20 protein-coding genes and 2 pseudogenes are annotated in these 19,278 nt (G+C 70.2%); 12 read left to right on the top strand and 10 right to left on the bottom strand.

Annotated elements, in window-relative coordinates:
* The first annotated feature begins 177 nt into the window (after positions 1 to 177).
* Positions 178 to 1,392, top strand: coding sequence for a cation:proton antiporter (locus ACFVGY_RS13415; RefSeq protein ID WP_385675590.1), 1,215 nt, complete (start codon positions 178 to 180; stop codon positions 1,390 to 1,392).
* A 252-nt stretch (positions 1,393 to 1,644) separates the two neighbouring features.
* Here ACFVGY_RS13415 and ACFVGY_RS13410 read toward each other — a convergent pair whose 3' ends face one another.
* Complete coding sequence (locus tag ACFVGY_RS13410; protein ID WP_385675587.1) at positions 1,645 to 2,373, bottom strand: hypothetical protein; 729 nt, start codon at positions 2,371 to 2,373, stop codon at positions 1,645 to 1,647.
* A gap of 34 nt (positions 2,374 to 2,407) precedes the next feature.
* On the opposite strand from ACFVGY_RS13410, the pseudogene ACFVGY_RS13405 reads away from it, so the two are divergent.
* From ACFVGY_RS13405 to ACFVGY_RS13395, 3 genes and pseudogenes are all read left to right on the top strand, one after another.
* Positions 2,408 to 3,609, top strand: a pseudogene (locus tag ACFVGY_RS13405) (IS701 family transposase).
* Between the two features lie 672 nt (positions 3,610 to 4,281).
* The gene (locus tag ACFVGY_RS13400; protein ID WP_385675584.1) at positions 4,282 to 5,223 is read left to right on the top strand and encodes a MerR family transcriptional regulator; all 942 of its coding nucleotides are present in this window, start codon (positions 4,282 to 4,284) and stop codon (positions 5,221 to 5,223) included.
* 58 nt (positions 5,224 to 5,281) lie between these two features.
* Complete coding sequence (locus ACFVGY_RS13395) at positions 5,282 to 5,638, top strand: hypothetical protein (protein WP_385675581.1); 357 nt, start codon at positions 5,282 to 5,284, stop codon at positions 5,636 to 5,638.
* Positions 5,639 to 5,751: 113 nt separating this feature from the next.
* Here ACFVGY_RS13395 and ACFVGY_RS13390 read toward each other — a convergent pair whose 3' ends face one another.
* Together ACFVGY_RS13390 and ACFVGY_RS13385 are read right to left on the bottom strand one after the other, a co-directional pair.
* Positions 5,752 to 6,318 (bottom strand): DinB family protein, encoded by a 567-nt coding sequence (locus ACFVGY_RS13390; protein WP_385675578.1) that lies wholly within the window; start codon positions 6,316 to 6,318, stop codon positions 5,752 to 5,754.
* Positions 6,319 to 6,515: 197 nt separating this feature from the next.
* Positions 6,516 to 7,061, bottom strand: coding sequence for a flavoprotein (locus tag ACFVGY_RS13385; protein WP_385675575.1), 546 nt, complete (start codon positions 7,059 to 7,061; stop codon positions 6,516 to 6,518).
* A gap of 59 nt (positions 7,062 to 7,120) precedes the next feature.
* On the opposite strand from ACFVGY_RS13385, the gene ACFVGY_RS13380 reads away from it, so the two are divergent.
* The 4 genes from ACFVGY_RS13380 to ACFVGY_RS13365 all read left to right on the top strand — a co-directional run bounded on the left by ACFVGY_RS13380 (position 7,121) and on the right by ACFVGY_RS13365 (position 10,958).
* On the top strand, positions 7,121 to 7,522 hold the full coding sequence (locus ACFVGY_RS13380) for an SgcJ/EcaC family oxidoreductase (protein WP_385675572.1): 402 nt from the start codon (positions 7,121 to 7,123) through the stop codon (positions 7,520 to 7,522).
* 68 nt (positions 7,523 to 7,590) lie between these two features.
* The gene (locus tag ACFVGY_RS13375; RefSeq protein WP_385675569.1) at positions 7,591 to 8,454 is read left to right on the top strand and encodes an NAD(P)H-binding protein; all 864 of its coding nucleotides are present in this window, start codon (positions 7,591 to 7,593) and stop codon (positions 8,452 to 8,454) included.
* A 30-nt stretch (positions 8,455 to 8,484) separates the two neighbouring features.
* The gene (locus tag ACFVGY_RS13370; protein WP_385675566.1) at positions 8,485 to 9,438 is read left to right on the top strand and encodes an AraC family transcriptional regulator; all 954 of its coding nucleotides are present in this window, start codon (positions 8,485 to 8,487) and stop codon (positions 9,436 to 9,438) included.
* Positions 9,439 to 9,599: 161 nt separating this feature from the next.
* Positions 9,600 to 10,958 carry an SMI1/KNR4 family protein gene (locus ACFVGY_RS13365; protein ID WP_385675563.1) on the top strand — a complete coding sequence of 453 codons (1,359 nt, stop codon included), beginning with the start codon at positions 9,600 to 9,602 and terminating at the stop codon, positions 10,956 to 10,958.
* A 44-nt stretch (positions 10,959 to 11,002) separates the two neighbouring features.
* Here ACFVGY_RS13365 and ACFVGY_RS13360 read toward each other — a convergent pair.
* Positions 11,003 to 11,858: pseudogene (locus ACFVGY_RS13360) on the bottom strand (IS5 family transposase).
* 58 nt (positions 11,859 to 11,916) lie between these two features.
* A complete protein-coding gene (locus tag ACFVGY_RS13355; protein WP_385675560.1) occupies positions 11,917 to 12,192 on the bottom strand; it encodes a RacP protein in 276 nt (91 codons plus the stop codon).
* Positions 12,193 to 12,632: 440 nt separating this feature from the next.
* Here ACFVGY_RS13355 and ACFVGY_RS13350 point away from each other — a divergent pair, with 440 nt between their 5' ends.
* The 3 genes from ACFVGY_RS13350 to ACFVGY_RS13340 are packed head-to-tail and all read left to right on the top strand — an operon-like array spanning position 12,633 to position 14,697.
* Entirely contained in the window at positions 12,633 to 13,319 is a 687-nt protein-coding gene (locus tag ACFVGY_RS13350) for a hypothetical protein (protein ID WP_385675558.1), read from the top strand.
* Entirely contained in the window at positions 13,244 to 13,960 is a 717-nt protein-coding gene (locus ACFVGY_RS13345; protein ID WP_385675555.1) for a hypothetical protein, read from the top strand. Before ACFVGY_RS13350 ends, ACFVGY_RS13345 begins: the two co-directional genes overlap by 76 nt.
* Positions 13,961 to 13,995: 35 nt before the next feature.
* Positions 13,996 to 14,697 carry a class I SAM-dependent methyltransferase gene (locus ACFVGY_RS13340; RefSeq protein ID WP_385675552.1) on the top strand — a complete coding sequence of 234 codons (702 nt, stop codon included), beginning with the start codon at positions 13,996 to 13,998 and terminating at the stop codon, positions 14,695 to 14,697.
* A 388-nt stretch (positions 14,698 to 15,085) separates the two neighbouring features.
* Here the strand turns inward: ACFVGY_RS13340 and ACFVGY_RS13335 are convergent, their stop codons facing one another.
* Together ACFVGY_RS13335 and ACFVGY_RS13330 are read right to left on the bottom strand one after the other, a co-directional pair.
* Positions 15,086 to 15,577: a GNAT family N-acetyltransferase gene (locus ACFVGY_RS13335; RefSeq protein WP_385675549.1), complete on the bottom strand. Its 492-nt coding sequence runs from the start codon at positions 15,575 to 15,577 to the stop codon at positions 15,086 to 15,088.
* A gap of 90 nt (positions 15,578 to 15,667) precedes the next feature.
* Entirely contained in the window at positions 15,668 to 16,159 is a 492-nt protein-coding gene (locus ACFVGY_RS13330) for a DUF1772 domain-containing protein (RefSeq protein ID WP_385675546.1), read from the bottom strand.
* Between the two features lie 326 nt (positions 16,160 to 16,485).
* Between ACFVGY_RS13330 and ACFVGY_RS13325 the strand changes: the two genes are divergently transcribed.
* Positions 16,486 to 17,838 (top strand): AMP-binding protein, encoded by a 1,353-nt coding sequence (locus tag ACFVGY_RS13325; RefSeq protein ID WP_385675545.1) that lies wholly within the window; start codon positions 16,486 to 16,488, stop codon positions 17,836 to 17,838.
* Between the two features lie 143 nt (positions 17,839 to 17,981).
* Here the strand turns inward: ACFVGY_RS13325 and ACFVGY_RS13320 are convergent, their stop codons facing one another.
* The 3 genes from ACFVGY_RS13320 to ACFVGY_RS13310 form a co-directional block, all read right to left on the bottom strand.
* A complete protein-coding gene (locus tag ACFVGY_RS13320; protein ID WP_385675542.1) occupies positions 17,982 to 18,173 on the bottom strand; it encodes a hypothetical protein in 192 nt (63 codons plus the stop codon).
* 167 nt (positions 18,174 to 18,340) lie between these two features.
* Positions 18,341 to 18,685, bottom strand: coding sequence for a winged helix-turn-helix domain-containing protein (locus ACFVGY_RS13315; RefSeq protein WP_385675539.1), 345 nt, complete (start codon positions 18,683 to 18,685; stop codon positions 18,341 to 18,343).
* Positions 18,682 to 19,098, bottom strand: coding sequence for a hypothetical protein (locus ACFVGY_RS13310; RefSeq protein ID WP_385675536.1), 417 nt, complete (start codon positions 19,096 to 19,098; stop codon positions 18,682 to 18,684). Before ACFVGY_RS13310 ends, ACFVGY_RS13315 begins: the two co-directional genes overlap by 4 nt.
* Positions 19,099 to 19,278: the final 180 nt, after the last annotated feature.

Genomic DNA, 19,278 nt, shown 5'->3' with positions numbered 1-19,278 from the left:
CGGCGCGGCCCGGCGCCCGCGCGTGGGGGGGGGCCGCGGGCCCCCCCCCGGCGGGCTAGCACCGCCCCTAACCCCCTACCCCCCCCCACCCCTGGAAGTGTGCGGGTGTTCGTTGCGGCGCGGGGGTGCGGGCGGAAGCCTGTCCGAGTGGGGGCGATACGTGAACCGCTCGAGGCAGTGCTCATTGCCGTGCCCGTGGTCGTGCTCGCGTGCGGGATTGCCGGCGCCGCGGTGCGCAGGCTCGGGCAGCCGGCCGTGGTGGGGGAGATCCTGGTCGGGATCGTGCTCGGGCCGTCGCTGCTCGGGTGGCTCTGGCCGGACGCGAGCCGGTGGCTGCTGCCGGGAGAGGTGCTCCCGTTCCTCGGGGTGCTGGGGAACCTGGGGCTGCTGGTCTTCATGTTCCTGGTCGGGTTCGAGCTGGATCCCGGACTGCTGCGGGGGCGGGGGCGGGCCGTCGTGGCCGTCAGCCAGGCCAGCCTGTGGGTGCCGCTGGGGCTGGGGGCCCTGCTGGCGTTGGCGATGTACGGGTCGCTCGCGCCGGAGGGGGTGGGGCGGGCCGAGTTCGTGCTGTTCGTGGCCGTCGCGCTGAGCGTGACCGCGTTCCCGGTGCTGGCGCGGATCCTGGCGGATCAGGGGCTCCACGGGACGCCCGTCGGAACGGTGGCGATGGCGTGCGCGGCGGTGGCCGACGTGGTGGCCTGGTGCCTGCTGGCGGTGGTCGTCGCCATGGCCGGTACCGCGGGAGCGGGGAGCGGTTGGGGGGTCGTCGGTACCGCAGCGCTGGCGGGGGCGTTCCTCGCGGTGATGTGGTGGGGGGTGCGGCCGGTGCTCGCCCGGGCGGTGGAGCGGTGGGGCGGCTCCGACTCGGGGCCCGGAGCGGTGGTGGGGTTGTGCAGCGGGCTGTGCCTCGCGGCGTACACCACGCAAGCCGTAGGGGTGCACGCGCTGTTCGGGGCGTTCCTGTTCGGTGTGGTGCTGCCGCGGGTGGGGCTGGTGGAGGCGGCGGCAGGGCGGATGCGGGAGTTCGCGGTGCCGGTACTGCTGCCGCTGTTCTTCGTGGGCAGCGGGCTCAGGACGGACGTGGGGCTGCTGGTCGGAGGCGAAGCGTGGTGGTGGGCACTGGCGGTGCTCGGTGTCGCGGTCGCCGGGAAGTGGGGGGCGGGTGCCGGTGCGGCGGTGCTGGCGGGGCTGCCGGCCCGGGACGCGGTGATGCTGGGTGCGCTGATGAACTGCCGGGGGGTGACCGAGCTGGTGGTCCTGAACGTGGGGCTCGGGCTGGGGGTGATCGGGGGAGAGCTGTTCACGATGCTCGTGCTGATGGCTTTGGTGACGACGGGGGTCACGGGGCCGGTGGTACGGAGGTTGAGGGAGCGGGGCGGAGGCGACCGTTAACGCCGTTAACGCCGTTAATACTGCAACCGCATCTGCATGGCGGATGTGGTGTGGGGTTCGTTGGTGTATCTGTGTGCCGATGAGCTGACGGTTGAGCAGGTCGAGTCGCGGTACTCGTTCGGAGCCACCCGGGCTCCGAGGCGGCCCCGGCCGCGGCCCTGGCGACCTCCGGTTCGGCCCTCCCGGGTACCGCACCGGTTCGCTCCGGTCGGGCGGCGAGCCGGTGCGCGGCGGGTCGCCTGCCGGCGCCGCCTACGGCCGCAGTTGGGCCGCGAGCGCCTCGGCGACCTTCCTGAGCGACTCGCCGGCCAGGGCCGGGTCCGCCTTGGTGACGGGCCATCCCTGGGAGACCACGAGCGCCAAGTCGCCCTTGCCCGCCACCGCCACCCGTGCAACGGCGACCGTGCCCCTGCCCGGGGTGACCCTGGTCCGGTCGATCTCGGGCCCGTCCTTGGAGAACGCCATCACCTCATCAGTGCTGAGGGCGCCGAGGTAGGCGATCTGCGGCAGCGCCAGGTTCACCGCCACCCCGTCCTCGGACGTGGCCACGAGGTCGATCTCCACCGGGGCTTCCGAAGCCGTGAAGCGGCAGACGACGGACGTGTGCGGCGGGACGGCGGGGTTGGAGGGGAGCCCAAACGGCGGTGTGGGCTGCCCGCTGGGCCAGGCCTCAGCCGGCCGGCCCGGGGTGACGGTCCCCTGAGCCGCGGGGTCGCCGCCGGACGCCGCCGGGGTGACGGTCCGTTCGGCACCGGCCGCCTTCAGCGCCGCCGCCGGGTCGAGGCCGAACGGGCAGGCCGACGTACTCGTCAGCTGCTTCGCCGTCGAGGCGACTCGGTCGTAGGACAGCCTCTCACCGCCCGAGGCGGCCCCGCCGGAACTCCCGGACGAGGAACAGGCGCTCCCGGCAAGGGCGATCCCGGCCGCGCCGGCCAGGGCGAGGATGCGGCGGTACTTGGCTGCTGTGCGGTCAGCTGTCATCCGGTCAGCCTAATCCTGCAACCACATCTGCGTGATGGATGTGGTGTGGGGCTCGTTGGTGTATCTGTGTGCCGATGAGCTGACGGTTGAGCAGGTCGAGTCGTGGTTCGAGGGGATAGCCGGGTTCCATGCCCGCATCGCGCGTCGTTTTGGCAGGTCGGAGCCCCGCGATCGGGCGCTGGACTACCTGGCCGGGCTGCTGGCTCCGTTGGAGCGGAAGAATGGCTGGACGCTGGCCGAGCAGGTCGGGCAGCTGCGTCCGGACGGGGTCCAGCGCCTGTTGAACCTTTCCCACTGGGATGAGGACGCGGTCCGCGACGACGTGCGCGATTTCGTGGTGGAGACGATCGGCGCCAGGGACGGGATCCTGATCGGCGACGACACCGGCTTCCTGAAGAAGGGCACCCAGTCGGCCGGTGTCCAACGCCAATACAGCGGTACCGCCGGCCGCACCGAGAACTGCCAGATCGGCACGTTCTTGGCCTACGCCTCCTCCAAGGGGCGCGCGTTGATCGACCGCGAGCTCTATCTGCCCGTGTCCTGGACCGATGACCTGGAACGCTGCCGAACCGCCGGCATCGGGGACGAGGCGCCGTTCGCGACGAAGAACGAGCACTTCAAATGGATGTTGCAGCGCGCGATCGACGCCCGCGTCCCGTTCTCCTGGGTGACCGCGGACGAGGCGTACGGCCGGGTCAAGCACCTCAGATACTGGCTGGAGGAACGCCGCATCGCGCACGTGCTCGCCACCAAGGTCAACGACACCGTGATCACCGCGGGCTGGGCCGAGGTCCGAGTGGACGAGCTGACCGCGACACTGCCGCGGCAGGCCTGGAAGCGCATCTCCGGAGGCCAGGGCTCCCACGGCGAGCGGATCTACGACTGGGCCCGAGTAGCGATCCAGCCCGTGTGGGAGAACGGCTTCGGACACTGGGTCCTCGCACGCCGCTCCGTCAGCGACCCCGAGCAAGATCGCCCACTACGTCTGCTACGGCCCCGTCGGCACCCGGCTGAAGGACCTTGGTCAAGGTGGCCGCCGCGCGGTGGGCGATCGAGGAGTCGTTCCAGGCGGCGAAGATGGAGTGCGGCCTGGACCACTACCAGGTCCGCCTCTACCGTGCCTGGTACCGGCACATCACCCTGGCCATGGCCGCTCTCGCCTACCTGACCGCCCTTCGCGCCCGTGAGGCCGCACAAGGGGCGACGCTGACGACGAACAGGAGCTCATACCCCTGAGCGTCCCGGAGATCCGCCGGCTCATGGGCCACCTCGTCGGGCCCCGACACCGGACCAACGAGCACCATCTGCGCTGGTCACGCTTCCGACGACGAAGCCAGGCCGAGCCCGCCGATCTCACTACAAACGCCGAGGCCAGATCCCCCAGATGCGGTTGCAGTATTAACGCCCTGGGTCCGGCTGGCCGGCCGGGGCTGCGCGCTGGCTGCGCTCGGGCCGGACCATTAACGCCGTTAACGGTGTGGGGCCGGGATCGGGCGGACTCTGAGCCGGTGAGCGTTAACGCCGTTAATGGCCCGGGTCCGGGTCCGGGTCCGGGTCCGGCCGGGCTGCGGGCCGTGCGGGATGCGTGCGACGCGCGCATCGGGTGGTGCCGTTAACGGCGTTAACGGTCCGACCCGCGCTGCCCGGATTGGTTCGAAGGCCGCGTACGGACCTCGACTGCAGTGTGTCCTTGGCGCTGGGTTTCGGTGCACGGCGGCGGAAGCGTTAACGGCGTTAACGGTGGCCTCCGGGCGGTGCGCGGTGTGAAGGATCAGGTGCGGGCGAGGCTTTGACGACGCAAGCTCGCTGGCTGCGTCCCCATCGGTGATCGCGGCCGCGGCTCGTGGTCGTCGCCTGGAGAACGCCACCTGTTGAGTCTCCTGTAGGGGGAGACTCCAAGCTTGAGGCATGGACCACCGCGACACGCTCTATTCCATCGGGGACCTGTCCCGCCTGACGGGCCTGACGGTGAAGACCATTCGGTACTACTCCGACCAGGACATCGTTCCCCCGACCGACCGGAGTCCAGCGGGCTACCGGCTCTACAGCGTCGACGCGTTGGCACGTCTGAACCTGGTCCGCACGCTGCGCGACCTCGGACTGGACCTGACGTCCGTACGGAAGGTGCTGGACCGGAAGGAAACCCTCGCGGACGTCGCGGAAGCACACGCCGATGCCCTCGACGTGGAGATCCAGACCCTGCGCGTGCGCCGGACCGTACTGCGCGCAGCCGCCCGACGCGGACCCACCCCCATGGAGATCAACCTCATGCACCGACTCGCCATGCTCTCCCGCACCGAACGACACCAGCTGATAGCCGACTTCGTCGACGCCGCTTTTGCCGAGCCCCACGTCCATCCCGAACTTGAGGCCCTCCTGCGCACCACCCTGCCGGACCTCCCCGACGACCCCACGCCCGAGCAGGTCGAAGCCTGGGTGGAGCTCGCCGAACTCTGCCAGAGCACGCCGTTCCGGACGGCAGTACGTCGTGCCGCCGAGGCGCAGGCCGCAGACTTCGCCACCAGCGACATCGAGGGCCTGCACGAAGGCCTCAATCGGGTACTGCTCGAACGCATCGACGAAGCCGTGACCGCGGGCATCCTCCCCGCCTCCACCGCGGTCACTCCTCACGACCAAGCGATGAGCAGCCTCTACGCCCACGCGTTCGTGAACGCCGGGGACGGTGACGGTGACCTGCGCCGCTGGCTCCTCACCCGCCTGCACACCAGCCCCGAGCCCCTCGCTGCCCAGTACTGGAACCTCGTGGCAGCGGTCAACGGCTGGCCGGCATCACCCACCCTCGCCCCCGTACACGACTGGTTCATCAGCGTCCTCTCGCGTCCCGCATGAGCTGACCGGAAGTTGGACGTTTCCGCCGCAAGACTGGCGATCGGTAGGTTGCGCCGTCATGAAGACGCGAACTCTGAGGTTCGGCTTGTACGCGGACGAGCAGGGGCTGGCACGGGTCAGAGAACTCGTCGACCAGACGGTGGGTCGGCGGATCGCCCGGATCGTCCAGGCGGACGTCGCACGCACCTGTGCTCACAGCAGCCTGACGACCACCGAAGCGTACGAGCTTCTGGTGGAACAGTGGGCCTTCGAGCACCCCGGCCAGAACAGCGGCGAGCGGGAAGCGGTTGAGCTGCGTGTCCACCTGGTGTGTTCCCTGCGGACATGGCGAGCGATCCGCAAGTCGGTGATCAAGGGCTTGTGCCCGGAAGGAACGGAGCCCCACACCTGCCGAGTTCCATGGTGCGCTGTCTGACGGCCTGGTTCTCGTTCCTCCGAACGACGAGGCAGACGTCGACGGCGGATTCAGCTCGCGAGGGGTCCGGGCGTCCGGGCGTTAACGCCGTTAATGCTCCGGGCCGGGTTGTGCTACTGGCCCACTCTTCCGTCGACGCATTCGCGCAACAGGTCGGCGTGGCCGCAGTGGCGGGCGTACTCCTCGACCCGGTGGACCATCAGCTCACGGATAGAGGTTCCGTCCTTGCCCACGCGCTCGCCCAGGTCGGTGTGTCCGGCCAGTGCGGCGTCGGTCTCGGCTTGCTCGCGCTCCAGGTCGCGGTACGCCGCGTCGACCACGGCCTGCTCGGCAACGGCTCCGTGGAAGTCCGCGTCCTTCGCGCCGTAGAGCTTCGGCAGCGGGTCGGCGTCGTCGAGCCAGTTGCGCCAGTCCCGTTCCACCTCGGCGAGGTGCCGGAGCAGGCCGAGCAGGGACATCGTCGAGGGCGGCACCGACCGTCGGGCCAGTTGCTCCGGATCCAGGCCGTCGCACTTCATCCGCAGGGTGATGCGGTAGTTCTTGAGGAAGTCCAGCAGGGTCGCGAGTTCGCCCTCCGGGCTGTCCTCGTTGTTGCGGGGATCGGTGTCCGGGTCGGCCCACATGTCGGGGTACACGGTTGCCTGGGTCCATCGCGCGGGTTGGTCGATCATGCGTCGCATGATCGCCTACGGCGGGTCGGTCCTGCCAGTGAGTTCTCGGGGGTCGGGTGGCCGGCGTCGCCCGGCGTCGCCCGGCGTCGCCCGGCACCGCCCGGCCCCGCCCGGACCCTGGCCCGGGTGTTAACGGCGTTAACGGCGTTAACGGTCTGGGGGCGGGTGCGGGGCAGGGGGGTGTTAACGCCGTTAATGGTTCCGGCCTACGCGGTGGGGGTGGCGTCCACCGCGTCCAGGGCCAGCTGCCACGGGAAGTGCGGCGGGGCGTCGACTCCGGCCGGGCCGGGGACGAAGCCGTCCTCGCCGAACAGGACCGTGACGCCGGCCCCGCGCAGGGTGGCCAGGGACTGGTCGAACTGCGGGTGGGCGGCGAGGGCGGCGTTGGTGCAGGGCATGGTGACGACCGGGGTGCCCTTGCCGATGGCCTCGGCGGCGACGCCGAGGGCGAACTTGTCCGTCAGGCCCAGGGCCCAGGCGTTGAGCGAGTTGAACGTCGCCGGGGCGAAGAGCAGGGCGTCGGCGACCGGCCAGACGTCGGGCTCGCCGGGAAGCTTGTACTGCCAGCGCACCGGGTGGCCGGTCAGGGCCGCCAGTCCGTCGAGACTGTTGGAGATCCAGTGGGCGGCCATGGGGGTGAGGCCCAGGCAGACGTCCCAGCCGCGGGCCTGCGCGTCCTCGATCACATGGGCCACGTCGAAGACGGGTGGGGCGGCTGAACAGAGCAGGTAGAGGCTCTTGGTGCGGGTCATACCGACATGTGATCACATTCCTTGACCTCAACCACACTTGAGGCGGCACGATCGGTGCCATGAGCGAGCAGATCAAGGCCCTTGAGGCCATTGCAGAGGTTGTTGCCGAGGTCCAGCGCACGCAGCGGGCCAAGGATCCGGAGGGGTTCCTCGCCCTGTTCCACCCCGATGCCCTGTGGACCACGGGGCACGGCAAGGTGCTGATCGGCTTCGACGCGATAGCGGAGTTCACCCGGGCCGTGCTGCCGTCGGCCGAGTGGAACGGCGAGGTGACGTACGAGGTGGTGCACGTGCAGTTCCTGCGCCCGGACGTGGCCGCGGTGAAGGTGCGCCAGCTGTACCGGAACGCGGACGGTGAGCCGGAGAGCGAGGGCGCGCCGCTGTACGTGATGACCCGGGACGGGGAGGACGGGCCGTGGCTGCTGACGGCCTGCCAGAACACCGGCGTGAAGGCCGGGTAGACGCTCGCGTATGCGGGTGAGGGTCTCGGCCATGGCCCGTCTCGGGCCCGGCGGGCTTGACTGGGCTCATGACCGAGACGCAGAACAACTCGCAGAGCAACACGCAGAAGAACGCGCCGGGTACGGCGGACGTGCTGGTGATCGGAGGGAGGGGGAAGACCGGGCGGCGGGTGGTCGAGAGGCTCGTGGCGCAGGGCCGGACCGTGCGGGTCGGATCGCGCAGCGGGGACCCGGCCTTCGACTGGAGCGAGCCCGAGGGGTGGGCCCGTGTGCACGACGGGGTCGACCGGGTGTACGTGACGTACTACCCCGACCTCGGGTTCCCCGGTGCGGAGGAGCGGGTCGCCGCGTTCGCCAAGGCTGCGGTCGCCGCCGGGGTGCGGCGGCTGGTGCTGCTGTCCGGCCGGGGCGAGGAGGGCTCGCAGCGGGCCGAGGAGCGCCTGAAGGAGTCCGGGGCGGACTGGACCGTCGTACGCGCCGGTTGGTTCGCCCAGAACTTCGATGAGGGAATCTTCGTGGACGACGTGCGCGCCGGCACCATCGCCCTGCCGACCGGGGACGCCGTCGAGCCGTTCGTCGACGCCGACGACATCGCCGACGTGGTGGTCGCCGCGCTGGCCGATGACCGGCACATCGGCCGGACGTACGAGCTGACCGGGCCGCGGCTGATGGGCTTCGCCGACGTCGCGGCCGAGCTGTCGAAGGCGACCGGGCGGGAGATCGCGTACGTGCCGGTCTCCGACGAGGCCTACCGTGCGGCGCTGCGGGAGCTGGAGGACGTACCGGAGGAGTTCGCGGAGCTGTTCGAGATGCTCCGGGACGGGCGCAACGCGCACACGGAGGACGGGGTGCGGGAGGTGCTCGGGCGGGAGCCGCGGGACTTCTCCGCGTACGCACGGGACGCAGCGGCGACCGGAGCGTGGGACGTGTGACCGCTGCTGTCGCACGGGCACGATGACGCCATGGACATGATGACGGGGCTCCTCGAAGGGCCGAAGGCCCGCGGGGCGCTCCTGCTCAAGTCGATCTTCAACCCGCCGTGGGCGGTGCGGATCGAGGACCGGGCCCCGCTCACGGTGCTCACCCTGGTCCGCGGGTCGGGCTGGCTGCTCCCCGACGGGGGCACGCCGGTGCCGATCGGTCCCGGGGACGTGGCCGTCGTACGGGGGCCCAGGCCGTACACGATCGCGGACGCGCCCGGCACGCCCGTGCACGTCATGGTGGACGAGGACCAGCGGTGCAGCACGCCCGACGGCCAGGACCTCGGCAGCACCCTGGACCTGGGCCTGCGCACCTGGGGCACCCCGGTCCCGGACGAGGAGGCCGCGGTCATGCTGAGCGGCACCTACCTGGAGCCGAGCGAGGTCGGGCGGCGGCTCCTGAACACGCTGCCGACCGTCCTGGTCCGGCCGGCGGCCGCGGCCGACACCACCCTGATCGGGCTGCTGGCCTCGGAGATCAGCCGCGACGAGCCGGGCCAGGAACTCGTCCTGGACCGCCTGCTGGACCTGCTGCTGATCGGAGTGCTGCGCACCTGGCTCGCCGATCCGGCGTCGGGGTCGCCGGGCTGGTACCGGGCGCAGACCGATCCGGTGGTGGGCCGGGCGGTGCGGCTGCTGCACGAGAACCCGGCACACGGTTGGACGGTCGCGGAGCTCGCGCAGAAGGCCGGGGCGTCCCGGGCGGCGCTGGCCCGGCGGTTCACCGAGCTCGTGGGGGAGCCGCCGATGGCCTACCTGACGGGATGGCGGCTGGCCCTGGCAGCGGACCTGCTGCGCGAGCCGGACGCCACGGTCGCTTCGGTGGCCCGGCGGGTGGGGTACGGGTCGGCGTTCGCGCTGTCGGCGGCGTTCAAGCGGGTACGCGGGGTCAGCCCGCAGGAGTTCCGGGCCGTGGGCGCGGCTGCGGCCGGCTGAGTACCTGATCCATATCCCCCGTGCACTTGACCCCGGGCGTTTTCTACTTGCCCCGCTGAGCGCGTAGGTGAGCCACCCGGTTGCGGCAGGCCATCTCTCTGTGGTGTTGCGGGCGGCGACCCGGCGCCTCCGCTGTCACTGGTTCCGCGTACGGTCTGCGCATGGTTGAGCAGACACCTCCCTTGCCCTCGTCGATATGCGACTTCGCCATGTGGGAGCCCGTGCTGCGGCTCCTGCGGGCCTACGACACGGAGAGGCATGCCGGGCGACCCATCCGCGGAGCGGGACACATGGGCAAGAACGGCTGGAGCCTGCCCCTACGGGGACCCGTGTCGCCGGCCTGTCAACGCGTCGTGGATCGGGTGCGGAGGGCACTCGAGCGTGCGGGAGTCGACGAGATCGCCTTCACGGCGGAGATCTGGCCGACTGGAAGGGCCACGCTCCGGCTGGTCGAACGTGGCCCGGCCGTGGAAGCCGCCTTCGGCAGCCCGGACCTGGGGGTGCTCGTCCTGGTCGAGGGCGCATTGCCCGAGCCCTGGCGCCGCCTTCCGGATCCGAGCCCTGACGCGAGGCCAGCTCCCTCGGCGGACTTGGAGTTGCTGGAACGCACACTCCGCGAGCGGTTGCCCGAGGCCGTCGGGGCGACGGAGGAGGAGATCGCCGACGTCGAAGCGCACCTCGGCGTCACGCTTTCCGAAGAGCTGAAGCTCCTATACCGGATGGCACCGGCACACTGGGAGGACTGGAGGGATGCCTTCGGGGTGGTCAGCTGCGAGCTCTTCACTCTGGACGACCTCTACACCGGCGACGTGACGAGCCGCTCCCCCCGCTGGGAGTTCGCGGCGACGGAGTCAGCCGTCACCCGGCCCGATGCCACGGTGCAAAGCCTGGCCGGCTCACCCGGATGGATCGTCATCGGGTGCAGAGGCGAGGGAGAGTGGTTGGCGGTCGATCTGACACCCGGCCCGCGCGGACACCTCGGGCAGGTCATCCTCATCCACCACGAGCAGAGCATCGGCGCCGAACTCTTGGCCGACTCCCTCACCGACCTGGCCCTGGACCAGCTGAGAGAGGAACAACCCGACCCGTCCACGGATCGGCTACCGGTCGCGGCCGTAGTGGGCACCCGAAACCTCCAGGCCGTACAGGACGCCGCACACCCCGCCCTGGAAGTCCTGTCCATCAGCGAGTGCGACGGCGCGCCTTTCAGCCTCACCCCGCTCATCGGACTGCCCCGGCTGCGCACCCTCACCGCGCGCCCCGGCACGCTGACCGACCCCCTGGAGACCATCGAGCTCACCGAACTGGAGTTCCTGGAACTCGGCCCGCAGGAATGGCGCGTCCTCCTGGATCGCGGCGCCGTCCCCCGCACCCTGTCGGCCGCCGCCATCACACCGCACGACGATGAGGATTCCCTGTCCATCGTGGCCATCGCCAACGAGCTCCTCGCCCTCTGGAACCGGCCACGGATCATCCAGGCCGTCCTCGAAGGAGACCTCGGCCCTGCGGCTCAGCGTTGAGGCAAGCAACGCTTCAGACGGAACCGCCTCAGGCACGTTTCCAGTCAGTCGCGTGAGTGTTCGCGGGAGGGCGGCTGGCTGGCCCGGCGGGACTGCCGACGGGTGATTCGCCTGGTCGTGAGGGTAATCGCGGCCCAGGTGATCAGCGACTCCGAATGCTGGAGGAGACGTTCGTAGTCGCGGGCATGTCTGCGGGCATGCATGACCCAGGCCAGCGACCTCTCGACCACCCAGCGGCGGGGCAGGACGACGAACCCGACCGCGTTCTTCGGCCGGCTGACGGTCTTCAACGTCAGGTTCAGGTCCTTCTTAGCCCAGTCGACGAGCTGTCCGGCGTAGGCGGAATCGGCCCAGACGATTGTGATCTCGGGGTGCATGAGCCTCAGCCTGAACAGGACTTCCTTCGCCGCGTCGCGGTCGGTCATGTCGGCCGGGGTGACCATGACGAACAGCGGCAGGCCTTGGGTGTCGACCACCAGGTGGCGCTTGCGGCCGTTGATCTTCTTCGCTGCGTCGTAGCCGGCGCGAGTCCTTGCCGACGGTTTCGGCGGCCTTGACGGACTGGGAGTCGATGATGGTGGCGACCGCTCCAGGGGAGCGTCCCATGTCCCGGCGGACGCGTTTGCGGAGCTGGTCTCGGATCTGCCCGATCACCCCGGCGGCGGCCCAGCGGGCCACGGCGTTGTAGCAGGTTCGCCAGGGCGGATAGTCCTTGGGCAGAGCCCGCCACTTGCAGCCGGTGTCGACGACGTACCGAATCGCGTCCACGATCTCGCGCCGCGGGTGTTTCTCCGGCCGCCCGCCGCGCGGGGTCTCGCAGGCCGGGATCGGCAGGAGTGGTTCGATCAATGCCCACTCGTCGTCGTAGGTGTCCGAGGGGTAGCAGCGGTGCCGGGCCAACGTCCCCTCCCTTCGCGAGGGTGAGGGCCGGCCGCTTTGCGGCCAGCCCTCACCGGGATCACGCGTCGATGTAGTCGGCGATCACATCGAGGGTGGACTCGACGGAGTTGAGCTGGGTGTTCAGGTGCCGGATCCACCGGCCCTTGGGGTGCAGGGCTGCGTGCGGGGCGACGACGCCGGTGATGAACCGGCGGATCTCGGTGAGCTTCTCGCGGATGACCGCGACTTCGTAGGCCTGGAGCTCGGTGGGGTCGGAGCAGAACTTGCAGCCGTCCGCCTTCGTCCAGATCAGGGGAGGCCATTCCCGTTCGGCGATGGTGTCGCGCCGGGGCACGGCCCCTCGGCCGTGGCAAGACGCGGCCCGCTGTTGTGACCGAGAGTCGAACCCACCTGCCGAAGATCACAACAGGTGACTGGAGGAAACCTGAATCTGATCGGAAGTCCGATTCGGATGCGTTCGCGCAGTGGTCACTGTGACAGTTCTCCGAACGATTCGTCCATCACATGTCACCCGACCCGCCCCGTTCAACTCCGCCATCACCCGTGTCCGGTCTCGCCGGATGTTCTCGCTGTCTCAGGTGACCTTGTTTGATTCGCTGCTGGTCTCGGGTGACGTTGTCGCTGCTGTGCCGGGGTATGCCGCCGGTCTCATGTGATGTTCTTGGTCGGATGGGTGTGTCTCAAGTTGTGTTGTCGCTGATCTTCGCTTTTCTCACGCGGTCTTCCCTCACTCGGGCGGTTTGAGCCCGTATCACTGGCGCCGGGTGCCTGCTGGTGGCTTTGCTCGGATTAGTTCTGTTTGATCGATCTGGGGGCTGGGTGGTGGATGCCGGGAGGCTGGACCAGGCCGCGTTCGAGATGGGGTACGTCGACGAGGACTGCGTACGTCGTCGCGAGCCGTTGTCGGCATGCTGGACGCTGAGGTTCGAGCGGCTGCCGCCGGTCAGCCGACTCGCGAAGGCGAACCGGATCTCCCACCTCGCACTCCACGAACACATCAACGACCGGCACCGGGTTCACCCCGCTCCGCTGCCGTTGCTCGACGCCATCAGCCACCTGTCCGGCCACCCCCGGGACCGGCTCCTCAAGGCACTGCCCGACCTACGAACTTCCGACTTCGTCCGAGGGCTCCCCGGCGCTTGCCATTTGCTCGATGACGGCTGGCACGTCCAAGCCGTCTGCACGCTCTGCCTGGCCGCCAAGGGCGTCTTCACCCAGGCCCGCCACTGGGTTCCCAAAGACACCCGGCTCTGCCTCCGGCACGGCCGCTGGACGGACACCTACCACACGCAGTTCGATGTCAGCCTGCTACCCGAGATCATCCAGGCACAGCGCACCATCGGCGCCTCGTCCGGGAACACGGCTGGCAGACCGTCGCGATCGCCATGCGTCAGGCCGCCGGATGGTGCTGGCGCTGGTGGGACAGCCGCAGGTTCCACAAGCAGGTCGACCGCAGACTGAAAGTCCTCATTCCTCCTGGCGGAGGCACCTATCGCGAGGACCCCCGACTCATCGCCAGCAGCTATCCCGACGTCATCGCCCTCACCGGCCTCCTGGCCTCGCCCAAGCTCCGGAACCTGCCCTTCACCGGCTGGGACCGGGACTTCCGCCTGTTCATCAGCGAAGTCCGCGCACGAGCCGCACCCGGCTACCGATACGAAGCTGCCGGCGTCGCCGACCCGCTCGTCCGCTGGATCGAGGAAGAGCGCTACTACCGCACCCTCCCCAACCACCCATTCCCGATGCCGAACGAGCCCCGGACACACAACCCGGACACGCTGGAAGACCTCACCCGCAGACTCAACACCATCCTCGCTCCCGAATCCGACGACCTGGGATATTGCGCCAGCTGCGGCACCCGGTTGAAGGACGCCAACCCGAGGATGCGTTTCTGCTCAACCGCATGCAGATCACGCAACTGGAGGCGACAGCAGCACCAACGCGCACTGTGTGATGCGTCCTCCCGCATGGAAAAGCGGGAGTGCCCAGTCTGCGGGGTCACCTGGACGACCGGCACCGACCGACGCAATGACGCTCGCTACTGCTCAGGGCGCTGCCGCCAAGCCGCCTTCCGCCGACGCACAGCCGTCGAAGACGACTGACCGACAACAACAGGCAGGCACTACTGTCCTCAGCTATGACCGAGCCGACCTACCTGCACGCCACTCGGGTGGCCTACGACACTGTTGCCGTCGACTACGCCAAGCTCGTGCCCCCCGCGTTCGAGGACGACCTATACGGCCGCGCGATGATCAGCACGTTCGCCGAACTCACGCGGGCCCTCGACGCCGGGCCCGTCGCTGATCTCGGCTGCGGGCCCGGCCACGTGACGGCACACCTTCAGTCCCTCGGGGTGACCGCGTTCGGCATCGACCTGTCGCCCGAGACGGTTGCGGTTGCCCGTCGCAGGCATCCGGACCTGCAATTCGACGAAGGGTCGATGACCGACCTGGACCTGGCGGATGACAGTCTTGGCGGCATCATCGCCTGGTACTCAATCGTCCATACCCCTCCGGAGCTACTGCCAGTTGTATTCGCAGAGTTCCACCGCGTGCTGGCTCCGGGTGGCCATCTGTTGATTGCCTTCAAGGCCGGTGACAGGCTCCGGCACCTGGAGCATGCATACGGGCACGAGCTCTCCCTCGACGTTTACTGGGTGTCTCCCGACCGCATCGCTGAGCTGCTGAGCCAGACCGGGCTTGTGGTGGACGCCCGGCTGATCCGCGAGCCCAACGAGCAGGAGAAGCCCCAGCAAGGCCAGCAGGCATACCTCGTGGCTCGAAAGCCAGGGAAGTCGGTCGGAGATCTGGAAACGCGGGCAGCCGACAACGTCTCCTGAGACGAACCCGCCGATCTGATCCCCGGCGACAACATCAAGTGAGACCGGCCGCCGGGCCGGTCTCACCACTGATTGCATCCGCCCAGGTCAGGAACTACCCACCGGCAATGATCAATTGAGACGGGACAACCCGGCGCCGCAAGCGACGGCCCGCCGCCATGACCTGGCACGGCATGACGTCGAGCAGACACGGCGTCCGGCCGCGCGGCCGGCCTCAACCGATCACCGCAGCCTCCGCACACCCGCACTCCGGGCCGCCCGGAACCCTCGGACACCACTACGGGCTACGGCCCCGAACACCTCGAAATCAGGGATATGGATCAGGCACTGAGGTGAGGGCCGGTCAGACCGGTCAGGACCGCGCCCCTGGTGGGTGGTTGGCCCCGGGTCAGGGGGTTGCGGGGAGCTGCGGGAGGTCCCGTACGCCGACGGTCTGGCCGCCGCTGGTTTCACCGGTCAGGCGGAAGCCGAGGGCCCGGTAGAACGGCTCGGGGGTGCCCGGGCCCGGCTCCCAGGTGACGAACACCCGGGACGCTCCGCGGCGGCGCAGCTCGTCCGTGACGGCCTCGACGGCGAACCGGCCGTAGCCCTTGGCCTGGTGGGCGGCGTCGACGTTCAGGCGCCAGATGCCGGAGCGGATGTCGGAGGGATCGCGCTCGGGGTCCCAGGCTATGTCGACGAAGGCCATGACGAAGCCGACCACCGTGTCGCCGTCGACGACGGCGCGGGGCCAGGCGACCTGGCCGTGCACGTAGGCCTCGGCGAGGGACTTGACCACGGGGGAGACGAGGTGCTCCTGGTCGGGGCGGACCCGGACCGCGCAGACGGCGTCGAAGTTGCTGGCGGTGACGGGTTCCAGGCGCAGGGCGGAGGTGCTCATGACCGCAGCCTATCGACGGGGCGGCCCGACTCGCCGCCGTTGTGCGGGGGTGAAGGGGTGGGCCGCCCGGCCGCTCAGCGGTGCGTTCCGTCAGGTCACGGACAGGGCCCAGGCAAGGCAGCCGAGGGCCACCGTGCACAGCAGGGTGCGCCAGCGGTTGGCGGGGACCCACCGAGTTTCGAACGCGCCGCGGACGACTGCCGGGTCGGGGATCCGGTCCACCGGGCCGGCCTGTTCCAGGGCGTTGTTCAGCGGGATGTTGACGCGGCCGGTGATGCCGAGGGCGAGGAGGTACGTGACGAGGGCGGTCGTCAGCGGGACGCCCGCCCCGGACCACGCGCCGCCGTCGGCGAAGTGCAGGGTCAGGGCGAGGCCGGTGAACAGCAGGGCACCGAGGAACACGAGCAGGAACAGCCCGTTGATGATCGCCGTGTTGATGCGCTGCATGACCTGGATCAGGGTCCGGTCGTCCGACCGTTTCAGAGCGGGCATCACCGAGATGTCGAAGGCGAAGAACAGGCCCGCCATCAGGCCGGTCGTGACGGTCGCGGCGATGAGTGAGGCGAGTCTTGCGGTTTCCACGTTCGTTTCCCCCTGGTGGTGGTCGAATCGTCGGCAGCCGATGACAGCCGATCGTTTCACGTCGCCCCGGGCCTCCGGTCGCGATTTCCACGCGCCGCGTGCGTTCCGGTCGCCAGTTGCCGCGCGGTCCTCGTTCAAGTCCAGGCACAGTACGTGCCGCCATCCGGTGGCGGATTCTCCCGGAGTTTCCGTGCCGGGGCCGAGGCGCCGTCCCGGCGGTGATCAACTTTTGGCCGGGAGCCGCCCGCGGGCCACCTGCGGGGCCTTAGCCTGGGCTCCTGGACCGCTGGGTGAAGGTGACGTGACGTGATCGCAGGAGGCTGGGCGTGCTGACCGCACTGGACGGGGTGTACGGGGACCGCAAGGACGCGATCGCCGTCGCGGGGCGGACCGCCTCGTACGAGGAACTGCTCGGCGCGGCCCGGGCGGTGGCCGCCGACGTGGCCGGGGCGCCGGCGTTCGCGGTGACCGCGTCGGCATCGCTGGAAACGGTGGCCGCGGTGGTGGGCGGGCTGCTGGCGGGGGTGCCGTTCGTACCGCTGCCGCCGGACGCAGGGCCCGCGGAGCGGGAGCACATCCTGCGGGACTCAGGGGCCGTCCCGATCGATGTGGACTTCGCACGGCGGTCGTCGGGATCGGCCGCGCACGCGGGCTCCGGCGGCGCGCACGGGGATCCGGCGCTCGTGCTGTACACCTCCGGGACCACGGGCGCGCCCAAGGGCGTCGTCCTGACCGGCGAGGCGATCGCCGCCGACCTGGACGCCCTCGCCGAAGCCTGGCAGTGGAGCGCGGAGGACACCCTCGTGCACGGGCTGCCGCTGTTCCACGTGCACGGGCTGGTGCTCGGCGTGCTCGGGGCCCTGCGCACCGGAAGCCGCCTCGTGCACACCGGCCGGCCGACCCCTGAGGCGTACGCGGCGGCGGGCGGGAGCCTGTACTTCGGGGTGCCGACGGTGTGGTCCCGCATCGCCGCCGAGCCGCAGGCGGCGGGCGCGCTGTCCGGGGCACGGCTGCTGGTATCGGGCAGCGCGGCCCTGCCCGCGCCGGTCTTCCGGGAGGTGGAGCGGCTGACCGGGCTGCGGCCCGTGGAACGCTACGGGATGACGGAGACGCTGATCACGGTGAGCGGGCGCGCCGGCGGCGAGGTGCGGCCCGGAACGGTCGGTACGCCGCTGCCGGGCATCCGTACGCGTATCGCGGCCGAGCCGGGCGCGGAGATCGGGGAACTCCAGCTGACCGGGCCGACGCTGTTCCAGGGGTACCTCGGGCGTCCGGAGGCCACGGCGGCGGCGTACACGGAGGACGGCTGGTTCCGTACCGGCGACATCGCGGCCGTCGCCGAGGTGGACGGGGTGCACCGGATCGTGGGTCGGGCCTCCATCGACATGATCAAGTCGGGGGGCTACCGGATCGGCGCGGGGGAGATCGAGAACGCGCTGCTGGACCACCCGCGGGTGCGCGAGGCGGCGGTGGTCGGCGTCCCGGACGCGGACCTGGGACAGCGGATCGTCGCGTTCGTCGTCGCGGAGGGGGTGACGGGGGCCGAGCTGACGGACTTCGTCGCCGCACACCTGTCGGTGCACAAGCGGCCCCGCGAGGTGCGGTTCGTCGCGTCGCTGCCGCGCAACGCCATGGGCAAGCCGCAGAAGAAGCTGCTGCTGGCGGGAGAGACGGAATAGGGCCGCCGGCGGCGGGCTCGGGATGAGGTCGGTCGTCGCGCGGGGTGCCGCGCGCGACCTCGCACCGGGCCCCGCAACCTGACCGTTTGCTGGCGGAGATCACTTGTTTCCGGGGTGCCGTATTCCCTCTGCCGAGGGCCGGGTCATCGCCGGCCCGCTCTGCGAGTTGGAGACGTCCTCGGCAGGGGCACCTTGACCGCGTAGGTGAGCGCCAGGACGACGCATCTGCTGTCCCGGCGGTCGTAGCCGGTGGCGCGGGCGATCTCGTGGATGGCGGCTGAGTAGCGCTGCTGCTGGACCAGCTGTTGTGCGAGCTCTTGGGCTTCCTTCGGCACTGGCAGAGCGCGTGCTCGAACGATGTCAGGGGCCCAGGCCCGCCCGGTGGGTATCCAAGACCGCAGGATCCGGCCGACCGCTCCCGCCATGGTGCCTCCTGGCTGTTCGGGATCGGTCAGATCCTGTCACGGTCGTCGTGGGAGCCGGTTGGTGTTTCGCGGGGCGGTCAGCGCAGCGGGCCCGCGATCGCCGTCAGTGCCGCGATGTGGCGCCGGTACGCGGCCGCGCCGTCCTCGGTCAGGCGCAGCCAGGTCCGCGGCCGGCGGCCGACGTGCCCCTTCTCGACGGCCACCCAGCCCGCCTCCTCCAGGCGCGTGATCTGTTTCGACAGCGCGGAGTCCGTGATCTCGACGAGGTCCCGCACGTACCCGAACTCGGCCTTCTCCACACCGGCGAGAGCCGCCACGATCGACAGGCGCACGGCCGACCCGAGGAGCGGTTCGAGTGCGTGTCGTGGGTGGGGGCCCTGCCCTGTGGCCGCCCCTGCGCCCGCCCGGACTTCCGGAGTCATACGGTTCGCGCCTCCCGCCAGGCTGCTACGGCCGGCGGCGTCGCGCACGCGAGGGCCGCCACGGCAGCGAACGCGACGCTGTCCCGGAAGACGGTGAGACCGGCTGCGAGGACCAGGAGGTAGATGACCGTCCAGGCGCCGATCACCTTGAGGTGCCTGCCGCCGTGGCCGCGCGGGACCACGGGCTGCCGCGTGGCGAACGCGGACAGGCCCATGACCACGACCGCGTTCGCCAGCGTGCTGACGAGCGTCCCCGTCGGTCCGCGCCACAACAGCACGGCGGGAACCACGACGAACTGCCACGCGGCGAACAGCCACAAGTAGGCGGTGTACCAGCCGCTGCGGTCCTTCGCCGTCGCCTCGATCCGCGCGATCCCCTGCAACGCAGCTGCCGCATCCGTCTGTTCGGACATGGCTCCCCCTTCCCCTGGTCGCCGGACCTCCCTGGCCTGCCGGCCCGGCATGTACTTTCCACCTTAGCAAGTACTTGCCTGATGGGTAGGGGATAACGGCAGTGGCCTGCCCCGGGAGGGACAGGCCACTGTTCACCACTGCTCACACTGCTCAGCGCTGCTCACGCGGTGGGATCTGCG

It is taken from the genome of Streptomyces sp. NPDC127106 (assembly GCF_042677605.1).
Taxonomy (GTDB): Bacteria; Actinomycetota; Actinomycetes; order Streptomycetales; family Streptomycetaceae; genus Streptomyces.
Note: the sequence above shows the minus strand (reverse complement) of the source record. Positions and strands in the feature narration are given on the sequence as shown.